The 14,746-nt window shown below is 65.3% G+C and carries 19 protein-coding genes; 10 read left to right on the forward strand and 9 right to left on the reverse strand.

Features of this window, described 5'->3' with window-relative positions; translation table 11 throughout:
* Window positions 1-39: 39 nt before the first annotated feature.
* From HSRCO_RS13585 to HSRCO_RS13595, 3 genes are all read left to right on the forward strand, one after another.
* Window positions 40-216: a ribbon-helix-helix domain-containing protein gene (locus tag HSRCO_RS13585; protein ID WP_259518179.1), complete on the forward strand. Its 177-nt coding sequence runs from the start codon at window positions 40-42 to the stop codon at window positions 214-216.
* Window positions 213-926: a queuosine precursor transporter gene (locus HSRCO_RS13590; protein WP_259518180.1), complete on the forward strand. Its 714-nt coding sequence runs from the start codon at window positions 213-215 to the stop codon at window positions 924-926. Before HSRCO_RS13585 ends, HSRCO_RS13590 begins: the two co-directional genes overlap by 4 nt.
* Window positions 927-1,013: 87 nt before the next feature.
* Window positions 1,014-1,883, forward strand: a complete 870-nt coding sequence (locus HSRCO_RS13595; RefSeq protein ID WP_259518181.1) for a DMT family transporter — start codon at window positions 1,014-1,016, stop codon at window positions 1,881-1,883.
* 169 nt (window positions 1,884-2,052) lie between these two features.
* Here HSRCO_RS13595 and HSRCO_RS13600 read toward each other — a convergent pair whose 3' ends face one another.
* From HSRCO_RS13600 to HSRCO_RS13610, 3 genes are all read right to left on the reverse strand, one after another.
* Window positions 2,053-3,564, reverse strand: coding sequence for a PAS domain-containing sensor histidine kinase (locus HSRCO_RS13600; RefSeq protein ID WP_259518182.1), 1,512 nt, complete (start codon window positions 3,562-3,564; stop codon window positions 2,053-2,055).
* Window positions 3,554-5,029: an ATPase domain-containing protein gene (locus HSRCO_RS13605; RefSeq protein WP_259518183.1), complete on the reverse strand. Its 1,476-nt coding sequence runs from the start codon at window positions 5,027-5,029 to the stop codon at window positions 3,554-3,556. The genes HSRCO_RS13600 and HSRCO_RS13605 overlap by 11 nt, the downstream gene beginning before the upstream one ends.
* Window positions 5,030-5,219: 190 nt before the next feature.
* Window positions 5,220-5,993: an RlmE family RNA methyltransferase gene (locus HSRCO_RS13610; protein WP_259518184.1), complete on the reverse strand. Its 774-nt coding sequence runs from the start codon at window positions 5,991-5,993 to the stop codon at window positions 5,220-5,222.
* A 245-nt stretch (window positions 5,994-6,238) separates the two neighbouring features.
* Between HSRCO_RS13610 and HSRCO_RS13615 the strand changes: the two genes are divergently transcribed.
* The 3 genes from HSRCO_RS13615 to HSRCO_RS13625 are packed head-to-tail and all read left to right on the forward strand — an operon-like array spanning window position 6,239 to window position 7,700.
* Window positions 6,239-6,982, forward strand: coding sequence for a DNA polymerase sliding clamp (locus HSRCO_RS13615; protein ID WP_259518185.1), 744 nt, complete (start codon window positions 6,239-6,241; stop codon window positions 6,980-6,982).
* A 49-nt stretch (window positions 6,983-7,031) separates the two neighbouring features.
* The gene (gene hjc, locus HSRCO_RS13620; protein WP_259518186.1) at window positions 7,032-7,454 is read left to right on the forward strand and encodes a Holliday junction resolvase Hjc; all 423 of its coding nucleotides are present in this window, start codon (window positions 7,032-7,034) and stop codon (window positions 7,452-7,454) included.
* A 45-nt stretch (window positions 7,455-7,499) separates the two neighbouring features.
* Complete coding sequence (locus HSRCO_RS13625; protein ID WP_259518187.1) at window positions 7,500-7,700, forward strand: hypothetical protein; 201 nt, start codon at window positions 7,500-7,502, stop codon at window positions 7,698-7,700.
* A gap of 17 nt (window positions 7,701-7,717) precedes the next feature.
* On the opposite strand, the gene priL is transcribed toward HSRCO_RS13625, so the two are convergent.
* Complete coding sequence (gene priL, locus HSRCO_RS13630) at window positions 7,718-8,788, reverse strand: DNA primase regulatory subunit PriL (RefSeq protein WP_259518188.1); 1,071 nt, start codon at window positions 8,786-8,788, stop codon at window positions 7,718-7,720.
* A gap of 90 nt (window positions 8,789-8,878) precedes the next feature.
* Here priL and HSRCO_RS13635 point away from each other — a divergent pair, with 90 nt between their 5' ends.
* The gene (locus tag HSRCO_RS13635; RefSeq protein ID WP_259518189.1) at window positions 8,879-9,466 is read left to right on the forward strand and encodes a protein sorting system archaetidylserine decarboxylase; all 588 of its coding nucleotides are present in this window, start codon (window positions 8,879-8,881) and stop codon (window positions 9,464-9,466) included.
* Window positions 9,467-9,490: 24 nt separating this feature from the next.
* On the opposite strand, the gene HSRCO_RS13640 is transcribed toward HSRCO_RS13635, so the two are convergent.
* Entirely contained in the window at window positions 9,491-9,931 is a 441-nt protein-coding gene (locus HSRCO_RS13640; protein ID WP_259518190.1) for a CBS domain-containing protein, read from the reverse strand.
* A 129-nt stretch (window positions 9,932-10,060) separates the two neighbouring features.
* Between HSRCO_RS13640 and rpiA the strand changes: the two genes are divergently transcribed.
* On the forward strand, window positions 10,061-10,750 hold the full coding sequence (rpiA, locus tag HSRCO_RS13645) for a ribose-5-phosphate isomerase RpiA (protein ID WP_259518191.1): 690 nt from the start codon (window positions 10,061-10,063) through the stop codon (window positions 10,748-10,750).
* A 49-nt stretch (window positions 10,751-10,799) separates the two neighbouring features.
* On the opposite strand, the gene HSRCO_RS13650 is transcribed toward rpiA, so the two are convergent.
* Window positions 10,800-10,967: a DUF1931 family protein gene (locus HSRCO_RS13650; RefSeq protein WP_259518192.1), complete on the reverse strand. Its 168-nt coding sequence runs from the start codon at window positions 10,965-10,967 to the stop codon at window positions 10,800-10,802.
* A gap of 191 nt (window positions 10,968-11,158) precedes the next feature.
* On the opposite strand from HSRCO_RS13650, the gene HSRCO_RS13655 reads away from it, so the two are divergent.
* Window positions 11,159-11,404: a GIY-YIG nuclease family protein gene (locus tag HSRCO_RS13655; protein ID WP_259519808.1), complete on the forward strand. Its 246-nt coding sequence runs from the start codon at window positions 11,159-11,161 to the stop codon at window positions 11,402-11,404.
* Window positions 11,405-11,451: 47 nt separating this feature from the next.
* Window positions 11,452-12,828 carry a phosphoglucomutase/phosphomannomutase family protein gene (locus tag HSRCO_RS13660; protein WP_259518193.1) on the forward strand — a complete coding sequence of 459 codons (1,377 nt, stop codon included), beginning with the start codon at window positions 11,452-11,454 and terminating at the stop codon, window positions 12,826-12,828.
* Here HSRCO_RS13660 and HSRCO_RS13665 read toward each other — a convergent pair.
* The 3 genes from HSRCO_RS13665 to HSRCO_RS13675 are packed head-to-tail and all read right to left on the reverse strand — an operon-like array spanning window position 12,825 to window position 14,626.
* Entirely contained in the window at window positions 12,825-13,196 is a 372-nt protein-coding gene (locus HSRCO_RS13665; RefSeq protein WP_259518194.1) for a GNAT family N-acetyltransferase, read from the reverse strand. The genes HSRCO_RS13660 and HSRCO_RS13665 overlap by 4 nt on opposite strands.
* Window positions 13,193-13,390 (reverse strand): ubiquitin-like small modifier protein SAMP2, encoded by a 198-nt coding sequence (locus tag HSRCO_RS13670; RefSeq protein WP_259518195.1) that lies wholly within the window; start codon window positions 13,388-13,390, stop codon window positions 13,193-13,195. Before HSRCO_RS13670 ends, HSRCO_RS13665 begins: the two co-directional genes overlap by 4 nt.
* A gap of 60 nt (window positions 13,391-13,450) precedes the next feature.
* On the reverse strand, window positions 13,451-14,626 hold the full coding sequence (locus HSRCO_RS13675; RefSeq protein ID WP_259518196.1) for a polymer-forming cytoskeletal protein: 1,176 nt from the start codon (window positions 14,624-14,626) through the stop codon (window positions 13,451-13,453).
* Window positions 14,627-14,746 lie beyond the last annotated feature (120 nt).

The raw sequence follows: 14,746 nt of genomic DNA on the forward strand, positions 1-14,746 counted from the left end.
TCGTCACGGCCAAGTATATTCTCGCAATAATACCCCAGTATGCCCAAGATAAGCGTCGAGGTCCCCGCGGAGTTACTCGCTGACCTCGACGACCACGTCGGCGCGGACGGCAAGTTCGTCAACCGAAGCGAGGCGATCCGCGCGTCCATCCGGAAGACCCTCGACCTGCTCGACGACATCGACGACCGACAGGGTCGCCTAGAGGACGACGAATGACCGACCGTCTCGCGACGGCGCAGGTCGCCCTCGTCGGCCTGTTCGTCACGGCACTGGTGACCGCCCAGTTGACCGCAGCGAAGGTCCTGGCCATCGACATCCCCATCTCGCTCCCGCTCGCCGGCGAGACGCTCTTCCTGCCCGGTGCCGCGCTGGCCTACGCCATCACCTTCTTCGCCTCGGACGCCTACGCCGAACTCTACGGCCGGCGGGCCGCCCAGGTCCTGGTGAACGTGGCCTTCTTTCTCAACTTCGTCATGCTGGCGCTGGTCTGGAGCACCATCGCCGCGCCAGTCGCCCCGACCTCCCCCGTCGGTGCCGAGGCCTTCGCCGGCGTTCTCGGGCCGAGTACGAGCATCGTCGTGGGCAGCCTGGCCGCCTATCTGGTCAGCCAGAACTGGGACGTGCTCGTCTTTCACGTCCTCCGCGAGGTGACCGACGGGGCCCACCTGTGGCTCCGCAACCTCGCCTCGACGGCCTCGAGTCAGCTCATCGACACGGTCATCTTCGTCACGCTGGCGTTCTACGCGGTCCCGGCCCTTCTGGGGACCGCCGACCCGCTCAAACCGGCTGTCCTGGGAGGACTCATCGTCGGCCAGTACGTCCTCAAACTGCTAATCGCGGTGGCCGACACGCCGTTCGTCTACGCCGTGGTTGGGTTCGTCCGCCAACGCGAGCGCGACGAACAGGTAGTGGCGTCCGCGGACTGATACTGCCCCGTTCCACGGCCGGTCTCGACCGACCGGATCCCCACCCCATCCCGCAACTATTTGCCCACGGAGCCCAGCTATCCGGGCATGCTCGGGCCGGCCCTCGCACTCTGCTTTGCACTCCTGATGGGATTCGCGAGCATCTTCTCGCGACGCGGACTGCAGACGGGGTCGTTCCGAGCGCTGTTGGTCATCTCGCTGGGGGTCGGATCGGTCGTCTTCCTGGCGATGACCGCCGTCACCACCGGCTTCGCCGAGACCCCAGTCATGGGTGTCGTCTACGCCGGTATCGGCGCCATCATCGGGTCGGTCGCCGGCCGGTCGCTGTACTTTCTCGGGATCAACTACCTCGGCCCGGGAAAATCCCTCTCCGTCTCCGCGACGTCGCCGCTGTACGCCACCGTCTTCGCCTGGCTCGTCCTCGAGGAGACGATCACCCCGCTGGTCGTCGCCGGCACGGTCGCCATCGTGGGCGGCATCGTCGTCCTCTCGAAGGACATCCGGACCCAGACCGCCGAGGAGAGCTATTCGAACGCAGTCGTCCTCTATCCGCTCGTCGCCGCAGTTATGCTGGCGATGGCGGTGACGCTCAGGAAACTCGCCCTCGACACGGGAATCGCCCCGATCGAGGCGGGGACGGTCAACATGGTCGTCGGACTGGTCGTCGTCCTCCCGCTGTTCGCGACCCGGTGGCGACGGGAGATACTCGAGACCGATCCCACCGCACTGCGGCAGTTCAGCATCGCGAGCACGTTCATGGCGGTTGCGTTCATCCTCTACTTCGTGGGCCTGCAGATCACGAACGCCAGCATCTTCTTCCCGCTAGTGCAAACCCAGCCGCTGTTCGCGCTCGCGTTCAGTGCGGCCTTGCTGGGCAATCTGGAGGTCATCTCCCGATGGTCGGTGGTCGGCTCGACAATCATCGTCGTCGGGGCGGCACTCGTCGTGCTGGGATGAGGGCGTCGTCGGTGGGCCGCCGTGCAGCGGTGGGCCGGCTCACGGAACTCGAGGGGCCTGTAGCAGCAGTCGGTCGAACGTCGAGCGGTCGATATCGCCTCCCGAGATGGTGTCACGATCGTCACAGAGACCTGGTACGCTGTCTGTCCGTCCCGCCAGGTCGTTTCGCTCACTCGGGGTCGTCAGGGTGTGACCCGGTGGTCACCAGTTCGACGCCGAAGATCGCCCCCTGCGGGTCGTTGTCCTCGATCCACACGGATCCACCGTACGTTTCGACCAGGGAGTGGACGAGGAACAGCCCCATTCCAGTCCCCCCACTCTCCAGCCCTTTTTCCGCCTGGCTGAATATCTGCGCTCGCTTCCCATCCGGTATTCCAGGGCCGTCGTCGGCCACCGTCACGACCGCCGAAGCGTCCCTGAGCGTGCTCCGTATCTCCACCCGCGGTTCGGCCGAGTCGTTGTGCTGGATCGCGTTGTTGACGAGATTCCGGAACACCGATGCGAGCATCGAGTTCGCCCGGACCGTCGTCCCGGGGGGGACCTCGTCGCGAAAGTCGATCGTTGCCTGCGTGAAGGTCTCTCGCCGTTTTTCCACCTCCTCTAGAAGTACCGACGATAGCTCGACTGGCTCCAGATCGGGATCGCTATCGGTCGTGATATCTTGAACGAGATCACTCGCCTCCTCGGTAATTTCGACCATGTGTTTGGCCGAATACGTGACCCGGTCGATGTACGCCACACCTGGCGGTGCCACGTGGTCGCCGACCATCTCCAGCCACCCGATGATGACGTTCAGGTCGTTTCGGATATCGTGACGGAGCACCCGGTTGAGAATCTCCAGTTGTTCGCTCCGTCGACGGAGCGAGGTCTCCAGTTCCTTGAGTTGTGTGATCTCGTGGTTGACTGCGATGAACCGGTCGATTGCGCCGTCCGTATCGGTAACTGGTGCGATCGTCTGATTCAGAATGTACGTCTCCCCGCTCTTGCGCTCGTTTGTCACCACTCCATCCCAGACCTTGCCTGCCAAAATCGTGTCCCACAACTCCTCGTAGAACGATTCGTCGTGCTCGCCGGACTGCAGAATTCGGGGATTTTTCCCGATTACCTCCTCGGACGGATACCCGGACTGTTGTTCGAACGCCCTGTTCACGTACTGAATCGTTCCGTCGGGATCCGTGATGACGACGCCGTGGCCGGCATGCTCGTCCCTGATTGCCCGCAACTGGTGTTCCTGGACGGCGATCTTTCGAGACTGCTCGCGCATCAGAAGGAGCGTTCGTAGCTGGTCGGCGAATCGATATTCCGCAATCGGCATCGTCACCACTGCATTGATCGCATCGAACAGAGCGGGTTGCTCCCGGCGAAGTTCTCGGCGCACGTGGCGTTCCTCGGTTTCGTCGACGAGCAAAATGACTGGTAATACCAGCGTCTCGATTTCCTTCCGCTCGAGGAGGGACTGGCGACGGTCAGCGAGAGCGCCGACATCGACGATCAAACAGTCGTACTCGGCCGTCAGTACGTCACTGGTCTCGGCCACCAGACCGTAGTCGTCCTGGGCGTCTATCCAGTCGGTCAGCACTCGCCGGTTGCCCCGATCACTGACGAGTGAGAGGATCTGTGCGGACGTGTTGGCGGTCGAATATCCGTCCGATCGGCCGTCGGGCGTGTGATCAGGCCCCATTATTGGCGTCCAATGTCTGCTCCCGATCGTTCCACCCAGGGGTGCCGGTCAGTATTCCACGAAGGTGTGGAAGCGGGTCGCCAACCTGGAGGCCATATTCAGTGATCTCCAGTTCGCGAAGTGCCCGTTCGAAGGAACTGGTCCGCATTTTCAGGGCTCCGATCACCTTCCGTATTTCGCCGTGGTACTCGACATGTCGAATGAACAAGATCGTGTCGGCGAGATTGCTCGTCCCCCGTTCGGTCACCTTGAACTCGCCAGTAACCGAGTGGACCTCGTGTGGAACGATGACGGTTACCCCCTGTGATCGCAGGTACCGACCGATCCGCAGGAGATCCCTGGCCGGGTCGTCGTCCATCCCCCGGAGGTTCTGCCCGAAGCCTTTGGTCCCGTCGATCATGACCACATCGACGCCCGCCTCCTCGACGGCGGTGCGGACCATGTGACCGAACTCGTCGACGGTATACGCGTCCGGAGGGACCTCCACGACGGAGAGGTCCCCCCGTTCGACCATCGGTTCGATCGGGATATTGATCGCTCTGGCGCGGTCGAGCAACGTGCGAGTGGACTCCTCGAACTCGTACAGCACCGCGCGTTCTCCCTGTGCGACGGCCTCCTTCAGGAACTGCACCCCCGTCGTCGTCTTGCCGGCACCGGTCGGACCGCTCAGCGCCGTCACCGTCCCCCTGCTCAAGCCCCCGTTGAGGAGTTGATCGAGTTCCGGGACGCCGGAAGAAAGTTTCGTGAGTTCGACATGATCCACTGGTTCGAGATCGCCCCGTATCTTTGGAAAGACGGTCACTCCTGAATCGTCGATCTCGTAGGCGTGGCTCCCGGATCGGTACGAGGACCCCCGGAACTTCGAGACGCGGACCGTCCGATAGTCCGAGTGGAGTTCGAGATTGATGACGGTGTCAGTGAGAAACTGCAGGTCGTCGTCGGGGATCGACGACGTTGCCTGAGAGGTCAACACCACCGTCATATCGCGTGCGGAGAGGAAATCGAGGAACCCGAGGATCTGTTTTCGAAACTGGCGTTCGTCGGTGGTGAGAAACCGAAATTCGGTAATCGGGTCGAGTAATATACGGTCGGGGTCGATATCCTCGATAGTTTCTCTGAGAGCGGTGATGTAGTCCGGTTGTTCGACCGCTGCTCCCTCGAAGAGTGTGTAGGCTTCGTCCGGTGAGAACTGCTCGTCCGTCGGCGAGAGGTCGACGAAGTGGACGTCGTCGGCGTGCAGGTCGAACGCACTCGCCGTTCGATTGACGTAATCGCTGGGTTCGCCGAGATTGACAAAGAGACTCGTCTCGCCCGCGTCAACGCCAGCCGAGAGGAAATAGAGGCTGAAGATCGTCTTCCCGGAACCAGGTGGTCCTCGAAGCAGTGCGTTCCGGCCGTCGATGAGACCGCCATTTAGGATGGTATCGACGCCGGGAATACCGGTCGAAACACGATCGGGAGTCATGCCACGTAGACACACCCCAGAGTCTTAACTCAAACGTCTATTCCCTGATAAAAAGAGCCACCAGACATCGTTTTCCGCGGGGAGTCGACGACCGTTCGAGCGGGAACGCCGGGTTCGAAACGGCCGAACCGGCCGCTGGTTGGCACGGGAGACCACGAGCCGACGACCACACGGCCGTGAATGAAACCCGTTACGCGTCGACGACCTCGGCGAACCCGAATCTCGGTTTGATGCCGGTGACCTCGACGGTCACCGCGTCACCGGGTTCTGCGTCCGAGACGAACAGGGTGTATCCGTCGACGTAGGCGATGCCGTCGCCCTCGTCGCCGGTGTCGACGACCTCGACGTCGACCTCGTCGCCCTCGCGAAGCGGCGTCGTCAGCCGACCCTTCCCGACGACGTAGACCTCGGAGGAACTATCGCGCGACGCGTCCGGGCTGAGGACCCTGACGTATTCGAATTCGGCCTCGCAGTCCTCACGAAACGCCGCGAAGTCCTGGCCGTCGAAGACCTTCACCGCGAAGTCGCCGCCAGTGTCGAGCAGGTCGAGGGCCGTCTCCAGGGCCTGCCGGGCCAGGTGCACGGAGCGAGCGTGGTCCACGCTGTACTCGCCGGTCATGTTCGGCGCCATGTCCGAGAGCACCGTATCGACCGGGCCACCGGCGGCCTCCCGAACGCGTTCTTTCGTCTCGTCTTCGGTCACGTCGCCGCGGATGGTCTCGACGTCGTGGTCCTCGAAATCCGGGATCCGCTGGAAGTCGACGCCGATGACGCGACCGGACGGGCCCACCGCCTCCGCCGCCACCTGGAGCCAGCCGCCCGGCGCCGCACCGAGGTCGACGACCGTTCCATCGGACGGGAGGAGGCCAACCTCGCGGTCGAGCTGTTTGAGCTTGTACGCGGACCGCGCGCGGTAGCCCTCCTGTTTCGACTTGTTGTAGTAGTGGTCCTTCGACCCGGTCATTGGCGGATGAAGGCCGTTCGACCCTTTACCCCCTTCGCTTGGGATTGCGCCAGCGTCGCCGTCGCGGTCGATGCCCTCGTCGCACGTCGCGAGGGGTGCCGAGACGGTCGGATCGGCGGTACCGATGTTCGTACTCGCGATGGGGCCAACGGCGGGGGCGGCTTCGCCAAACCGGCCGGCTCGCCGGTCGAGACGGCCCCCGAACGGATGGCTTTTTATGATGGGTGTGCCTACACGCGAACAAGATGTTTAAGGCCATCGTGAGTGCCGATACGCTCCGGACCACATTGGACTCCGTGAGCGTCCTGGTGGACGAATGCAAGATCCACCTCAACGAAGCGGGACTCGCCATCCGCGCTGTGGATCCGGCGAACGTGGGAATGGTCGACCTCGAACTCGACGCGACGGCGTTCGAGTCCTACGAGGCCGACGGGGGACTCATCGGGGTCAACCTCACCCGTCTCGAGGACATCGCCGGCATGGCCGACGCGGGCCAGTTGGTTCAGCTCGAACTCGACGAGGAGACCCGCAAACTCCACATCAAGATCGACGGTCTCGAGTACACCCTCGCGCTCATCGACCCCGACTCCATCCGCCAGGAACCCGACCTCCCCGACCTGGACCTCCCTGCGCGTATCGTCATCGAGGGACGGGACATCGACCGGGCGGTCAGAGCCGCGGACATGGTCTCCGATCACATCGCACTGGGCGTCGACGCGAGCGAGGAGCTGTTCTACGTCGACGCGGAGGGCGATACCGACGACGTTCACCTCGAACTCGGTCGCGAGGACCTCATCGACCTCGAGTCCGGAGACGCTCACTCACTTTTCTCCCTCGATTACCTGAAGGATATGAACAAGGCCATCCCGAAGGACGGCGAGGTCGCCGTCGACCTGGGCGAGGAGTTCCCGGTCAAGATGCACTTCGAGATCGCCGAGGGGCTGGGGCAGGTCACGTTCATGCTGGCCCCGCGCATCCAGAGCGACTGACCGCCGCCAGTCAGCCGACGTTAAGGGCCTCCGGAACCGAGCAGCAGTGATGAGTGCCAACCGGAAGGGGGACCGCCGCGAACGGGAACTCGTCAACGAACTCGACGAGCACGGCTTCGCCGTAATGCGCGCACCAGCGAGCGGGTCGGCGACCGCCCGCGAACTCCCCGACGTGCTGGCCGGCAACGGCGACGACTTCTACGCCATCGAGGCGAAATCCAGTGCCGGCGACCCCATCTACCTCACCGGCGAAGAGGTCGAGGCGCTGGTCTACTTCGCCCGGAACTTCGGGGCCAAACCACGCGTCGGCGTGCGATTCGACCGCGAGGCGTGGTACTTCTTTCACCCTGGCGACCTCCACGTCACGGATGGCGGCAATTACCGCGTAAAAAAGGAGACCGCGCTCGCGGCCGGCGAGGACCTCCCGTCGCTGGCCGGCGAATCGACACAGTCACGTCTCGGCGAGCGGTAACCGCGCTTCGGTGGCTTTTTGCTCGCCCTGACGAAACGGCGGGGTATGAGTGTCGGACGCGACACGATCCGGGAGGCGCTGCTCGCCACCGTCGGGGTCGTCGTCTTCATCGCATTTCTCGTCGCCGCCGGGAGTATCTCGCCGGACGGAATCGACACGACCGGGGCCTACGTCATCGTGGGCGGCATCGTCGCATTCATCCTGACGATGGCGCTCATCGGCGTCTTCTTCATCGGCGACGACTGACCGCGAGCACCTCGGGCTCAGTCCTCGGCAGTGGCCTCGCGTTCTCGCCAGTCGGTCAACTCCTCGTCGTCGGCGTCGTCGAGTTTGACCTCGTAGTACGAGAGCGGGTGGGAGATGGCATCACAGAGGTCGTCCGGGTTGACGCAGTCGTCGTAGGCCTTCATGGTCGCACAGGAGGGCGCCGTATATTCGGTCGGACTCGACTCGCCCCGGATGTGATCGGTCTGGTACCGGGTCATCTCGCGGCCGAAGCCGGGGTTCACCTGGTAGAGATCGACGATCTCCTCGGTCGAGAGCCCGATATTCGCGAGAAAGGAGGTGATGGCGAACCGCGAGTGGTGTGGGAGGTGGTCGCCCCGCTGGATGCCGTCGAGGAGGTGTTGCATACAGGGCGGAAACAGTTCCGGAACGACGGTGTCGATGTCCCTGGTGAAATCCAGGTCCGACAGCGTCTCCTCGACCGTCTCGACCTCCCGGTCCAGTTCCGACGCGATGGCATCGGGGACCGAGAGTGGGAGCCCCTCCGCCACGCGCTCCTCGATGGCCCGCTCGAGGATGCGGTCGAGTTCGGCCGCCTCGAGCGGGACGGTTCCGTCGGCCAGTGCTCGCCCGGTCAACCGCCACTCCTCGCCCCGGAGGGACGCGGCGTACTCGAGGTACGGGGCCACGTCCATGCGATAGCCATCATCCACCCGGCGAACGGCGACGGAGAGGTCGAACTCCCGCAGCAGTGCATCCCGCGTAAGGGCACTCGAGCCTACGGAGCGCATCTCCGCGTCGTCATCGAACTCCGTCGTCAACCGTTCGAAGGCGGTCGCGGCCTCGGCACTTGCATAGCGCCGACGCGCGACGTCCGCGTCCACGAGCGAGACCAGGACGCGGGCCACCGGATAGGAGAGGAGTTCGACCCGGGTCGAGCGGGCCATCGGCCCCACCTCCCGGTCGGTGAGCGAACGGGTGACGCGTTCGACGGCCCGCTCGACGACGTCCTGGTCGGTCGCGACGACGTCGGCGAGGTCCACCCCGGCCTCCTCGACCGCCGTCCTGGCACCGGCGAGGAACGGATACCGAGCGTGGCGTGCGTCCATCGGGCGCGGTTTGGGCGCCACCCCGAATAAACCCCCCGCTCGTCGTCCCACACCCGAAGGTTCGAGTCGTCGGCAACCGTACCGACGACCATGCAACTCGCCCCCGGGACCTGGCGACTCGCCGGCCCAGTACTCCTCGCCGCCGTCGTCGCGGCATTCGTCTCGCCGCTCTGGAGCGTGGGTGCGGCCATCCTGGGCCTGCTCATTCTGTGGTTCCATCGAGACCCGGACCGGCATCCACCGGCGAGCGGGATCGTGGCACCGGCCGACGGTCGCGTCTCGGTACTCAGACGCGAGGACAGTCGCGTACGCGTGGGGGTGTTCATGAACGTCACCGACGTTCACGTGAATCGGGCTCCGAGCGGGGGCACCCTCCGGGAGCGGACCCACGTCCCGGGGGCCAATCGACCGGCGTTCACGAAGGATTCCGACCGGAACGAGCGCCTGCACTTCGCGTTCGACGACGTCCGGGTGACCCTCATCGCCGGGTGGTTCGCGCGACGCATCTACCCCCACGTCGAACCCGGCGAATACGTCGAGCGGGGCGAGCGGATCGGGCACGTCTCCTTCGGCAGTCGCGCCGACGTCCTCCTCCCCGAAAGGGTATCGATAGACGACGTACGGGTCTCGAAAGGCGATCGAGTCCGCGCGGGCGAGACGGTGCTCGTGGCAGACTGATCGACGAACCGCGTCCGGTGTCCGTCATACGGGGCCGTCGCTGTCCTCGAGTGGCCCGGTTCGGTCTCGTTCGAGCCTGGCCGCCTCGGTCGCCAGGTCGTGCTGGTGGTAGACGAAGTCGGTCATGGTGACGATGCCGACGAGTTCGTCGCCGTCGACGATCGGCAATTTCTTGATTCCGTGGTCGAGTAGAACCTCGATCGCCGCCTCGAGCGACGTCTCCGGGTCGACCGTGACCGGATTAACACTCATCGCCCGCGTCACCGGGATCTCCTCGAAGGGACGCCCGTAGGTCGTCCCGACCGCCAGGACGTCCGTCTCGGTGACGATACCGACCGGTTGTGACCCCTCCACGACCACGACGCTGCCCACGCGGTCGTCGAGCATACGCGTGACCGTCTCCTGGAGGGACGTCTCGCGTGTCACCGTCACGAGGTCCGTCGACATGATGTCTCGAACGTCCATAGTCGGGTTTCGGGCGGCCGTTCACACAAAACTTTTTGCGATTGTCATAACCATACAATATCGGCAGTCGGACCGACGGTCCGGTTCCGGACCCACGCCTTTTTCTCCCCATGGGTCCGTGAGACGGGTATGAAGACCCAGGGCGGGTCGGACGCGGCGAAGCGACGGGCCGGCGAGAGTGCCGCCGATCTGGTCGGTGACGGTGCGGTCGTCGGGCTGGGGACCGGAAGTACGGCCGCCTGGGCCATCCGTGCCCTCGGCGACGCGGTCGACGCGGGTCTCGACGTTCGCGGTATCCCGACGTCGTATCAGTCGCGCAAACTCGCCATCGAGGCCGGCATCCCCCTGACCAGTCTGGACGCGGTCGAGGCAGTCGACGTGGCCATCGACGGTGCGGACGCGGTCGCCGGACGTGTCCTGCTGAAGGGCGGGGGCGCGGCCCACGCGCGGGAGAAGATCATCGATTCGGCCGCCGAGCGTTTCGTCGTAGTGGTTGACCACTCGAAGATCGTCGAGACGGTGACGCGACCCGTTCCGCTCGAGGTCCTTCCGGACGCCAGACCGGTCGTCGAACGCGAGGTCTCGGGCCTCGGCGGCGAACCGACCCTTCGGGACGCGACGGCCAAGGACGGACCGGTGGTCACCGACAACGGCAACCTCGTGCTGGACTGTTCGTTCGGCACCATCGAATCGCCAGGCGATCTGGCGGGGGCGCTCTCCGCGCTCCCGGGGGTCGTCGAGCACGGTCTCTTCGTCGATCTCGTGGACGAGATCCACGTGGGATCGACGGACGGCGTTACGGTCGACCGATTCGACTGAGCGGCCGCTGGCGGGTTCGGGGTCAAAAAACCGGTTCAGTGCGTCTGGCTTACAGGTCGCGCGGCTGGACGGTCTTGCGACCGTTCTCTTCGGCACGTCGGCCGGCGTCCTCGAGCAGCGCGTCGACCTTCTCGTCGAGCGCGTCGTAGAAGTCGGATGCGACGTTTTTGTCAGCGAGTGCTTCCTTCACAGCGGCCTTGACGATGAGGTCTGCCATACGAAGACCATTTTTCAGACTACCCTAATAAGAGTTGCCATAATCGGACGCCTTAGCCGTCCTCCGGCCCCCACACGGCACCCACCCCCCAGGGATTGCTGTGTTCAGACCGGGGTCACATCAGTATGACGACCTGTTTTTCGCCCGTCGCGACCGCGACCGAAACCGGGAGGGTGGCGAGCGACGAACGGGTGGTCGTGCATCACGTGTACGTCCTCGCCTGTGCCGACGACACCCTCTACACCGGGTACACGACCGACGTCGAGCGACGCGTCGCCGAGCACAACGCCGGTAACGGTGCGAAATACACGCAGAGCCGGACTCCCGTCGAAGTCGTGCACGTGGAGTCCTTCGAGACGCGGTCGGCAGCGCTTTCACGGGAGTACGCGATCAAACAGCTCTCCCGGGCCGAGAAGGACCGTCTCGTCGACGATTGAGAGGGGCGACCGGTGCCGTTTTGTCGGACCGCGTACATGGTGGCCGCATGGATGCGATTTCGTTCGGCACGTCGGGGTGGCGAGCCACACTCGACGTCTTCACCGCGCCGCGGGTCAGAATGGTTGGGCAGGCCGTGGCCGATTACCTCGACGACGAGGGGCGGGCGGGGGACCCGGTCGCCATCGGCTACGACGCCCGAGAGAGCTCGCGCGGGTTCGTCGAGGAACTCGCACGGGTCATGGCGGCGAACGGCCACGACGTCCTCCTCCCCGCCCGGGATTGCCCCACGCCGATGGTGGCCCACGCCATCGTCACCCGAGAGTTGGCCGGCGGGCTCGTCGTCACCGCCTCCCACAACCCGCCCGAGTACAACGGCGTGAAGTTCTTCCCGGCCAGTGGCGCTCCGTCGATGCCGACCATCACGGCGGCTATCGAGGCCAACCTCCGCGAGCCCGTCGTCGCCCCCGAACACGAGTGGGGGGCGATCCGGGAGGTCGACTTCGTGGAGCCGCATCTCGACGCAGTACTGGAGCTGCTCGACCCCGATCTCGACGGCCTCACAGTAGTCTACGACGCCATGTATGGAAGCGGGCGCGGCGTCACCGATCGGCTTCTGGAACGCGCGGGTGCCAAGGTGGTCTGTCTGCACTGCGACCGTGACCCCGAGTTCGGCGGGACGGCACCCGAACCCTCACGCGATCGGCTCCAGCCCCTCGTCGAGGCGGTCCGTGAGGAAGACGCGGACCTGGGCGTCGCCAACGACGGCGACGCCGACCGCGTCGCCATCGTCACCCCCGAACGCGGATTCCTCGACGAGAACTTCTTCTTCGCGGCCGCGTACGACTACCTCCTCGAGTCCGATTCGGGTCCCGCGGTCAGAACCGTCTCGACGACCTTCCTCATCGACCGCGTCGCGGCGGCCCACGGCGAGGAGGTCATCGAGACGCCGGTCGGGTTCAAGTGGGTCGCCGACGCCCTCCGGGAGCACGACGCACTGATGGGCGGCGAGGAGTCGGGCGGATTCACCATGCGGGGCCACGTCCCGACCAAGGACGGCGTGCTGATGGCGCTGCTCGCCGCTACGGCCGACTCCGAGCGCTCGCTCGACGACCGGGTCGACGCGCTCCTCGCCGAGCACGGCGACGTCTATCAGGACAAGGTGAGCGTCGACTGCCCCGACGCGGAGAAGTCCCGCGTTCTCGGGGACCTCGAAGGGTCGTTCCCCGAGACGGTTGCGGGTCGGGCCGTCCAGGAGATCAACCCCGCCGACGGGGTCAAGGCGCTCCTCGAGGACGGCTCCTGGATCCTCATCCGCCCCAGCGGGACGGAACCGAAGTTGCGCGTGTACGCCGAAGGGGCGAGCGAGGCCGCAGTCGAGGAGCTGCTCGCCGCCGGCCGCGACCTCGTCGAACCGCTCGTCTAGACGCGTTCGGCCCAGTACCGTTCGCCACGCGATTCGAGGTCGAAGGAGAGCGACTCGTAGAACGGCCGGACCGGTGGGTCGAACGTCGCCGTGAGTCGGCCCCACCGATCGGCGGCCGCCTCGACGAGCGCGGTGCCGATCCCCTGATCGCGGCGACGGCGCCGGACCGCGATGGCCTCGATGTGCACACCTTCCCGTCGTGGAATCGCGACCAGCGCGCCGAGCGGGCGCCGCTGGTCGCCGGCCACGAGCACCATATCCGCCTCGATACGCCGGGCGACAGTATCGGCGGTGATGGCGATGTTGGCCCCGTCGAGAACGTTCATGACTGCAGCCAGGTCGCCGGGGGTCGCTTCGCGAACCGTCATCCGCCCCTGACGAGTCGCAACACGGTTACGGTGGACGATTCGATCGGCTGGTCCTCCGGGACCGGGCGGCCCTCCACGAGCACCGACGCCTCGTGGGTGCTCAACCCGACGGCGTCGAGCAGGTCGGCGTAGGTGCCGTCAGCGAGCTCGACGTCGTAGGTTTCCTCACCGACGACGTCGACGGTGACGCGCATGTACTCGCGCAGTAGCAGTGTCGCGATAATGAGGGTGTCGGCCGACGGGTGAAGCGGTTCTCAACGCGTCTCGCCGGCCTCCGTCCCAACGTCGCTTCCGGGCCTGTCACCGATCACCGCCTCGCCGTCGTCACCGGTCTTCGCTTCTCGTTCGCCGCCACCCCGTCGCTCCGCGAAACGACCACGCAGCCCACTCCCCAGCGCCCCGATACCGACCAGCAACGCGAGGAAGACGGCGATCCCGCCGACGATCGGGATGAACCCGATGAGCACGAAGACGAATAGGCCGAGTAGCAGTGCCTTCCACTTGCCCTCGGAGCCGAGCCGGGCGAGGAGATACCGACCGACGGCGAACTCACCGTACACCACGCCGACCCAGATAGCCAGCACGTACAGCATCAGACCGAGAAGCGCCACGGGGATGCCGACGATGGTGATGGCGAACGCCACGAGGAGGATCGGAATGCCAAAGAGCAAGAGGAGGCCCCAGCCGCCCGAACGGACCGTGCGCTCTTCCACCGCGTCGGCGACCTCGTTCGAGAACCGGGGGAACAGCACGAGTAGGAGCGCGCCCAGGAGCAGGTTCGCGAAGAACCCGTAGACGGTGTCGACCCAGCCAGGAATGTCCCAGTTTGTGCCCCACCCGGCCGGACCCATGCCGCCGCCGATGCTGTCGTCACGAATCACGGATCCCTCGACCGTCGCGCCCTCCTGCAGGTTCAACGCGCCGTCGTACCGGAGGTCGCCGGCGACGACCGCGGACGGCCCGACAGTGATCCGGTCGGCGCCCACCGTCACGGTGCCGTCGATCTGTCCGGCGATGAGGACGTTCCCGGCACCGAGATTGACGTCACCGCCGATCCGTGCGGGTCGCTCGAAGACGACGTTCCCGCCGGCGAAGTCGACGTTCCCACCGACGGTGCCGGCGATCCGCAGGCTTCCGGCGGCCCCGTTCACGTTCCCGGTCACCGTTCCGGTCTCCTCGACGACGACATCGCCGGAGACGGCGTTCACGTCACCGTCGACCGTTCCGCGAACGACGACGGTTCCAGCAACCGTCGAGATGCCGTTCGACGTCTCGCCCTCGTCGACCACGACCGTCCCTGCTGGACCGGTCTGGGCAGGGGCGACGCTCTGCGATGGCTGGGAAGCGACGACGCCGGCGACGCCAGCGAAGACGACGAGCGCGACTATCGCGAAGACGGTCGCTCGGCGGAGCGAGGGATAACGGTTCATACCATCGACATTCTCCCGCCAAGACGATAAATGCAGGTTGACATTTTGTGGCCTGCTACTCAGTATCGGTGTCTTGCTGGCTGGAGCGGTTCAGTTCGCTGGGACCAGTCGGGGTTCGCG

It is taken from the genome of Halanaeroarchaeum sp. HSR-CO, assembly GCF_024972755.1.
In the GTDB taxonomy this organism is placed as follows: domain Archaea; phylum Halobacteriota; class Halobacteria; order Halobacteriales; family Halobacteriaceae; genus Halanaeroarchaeum.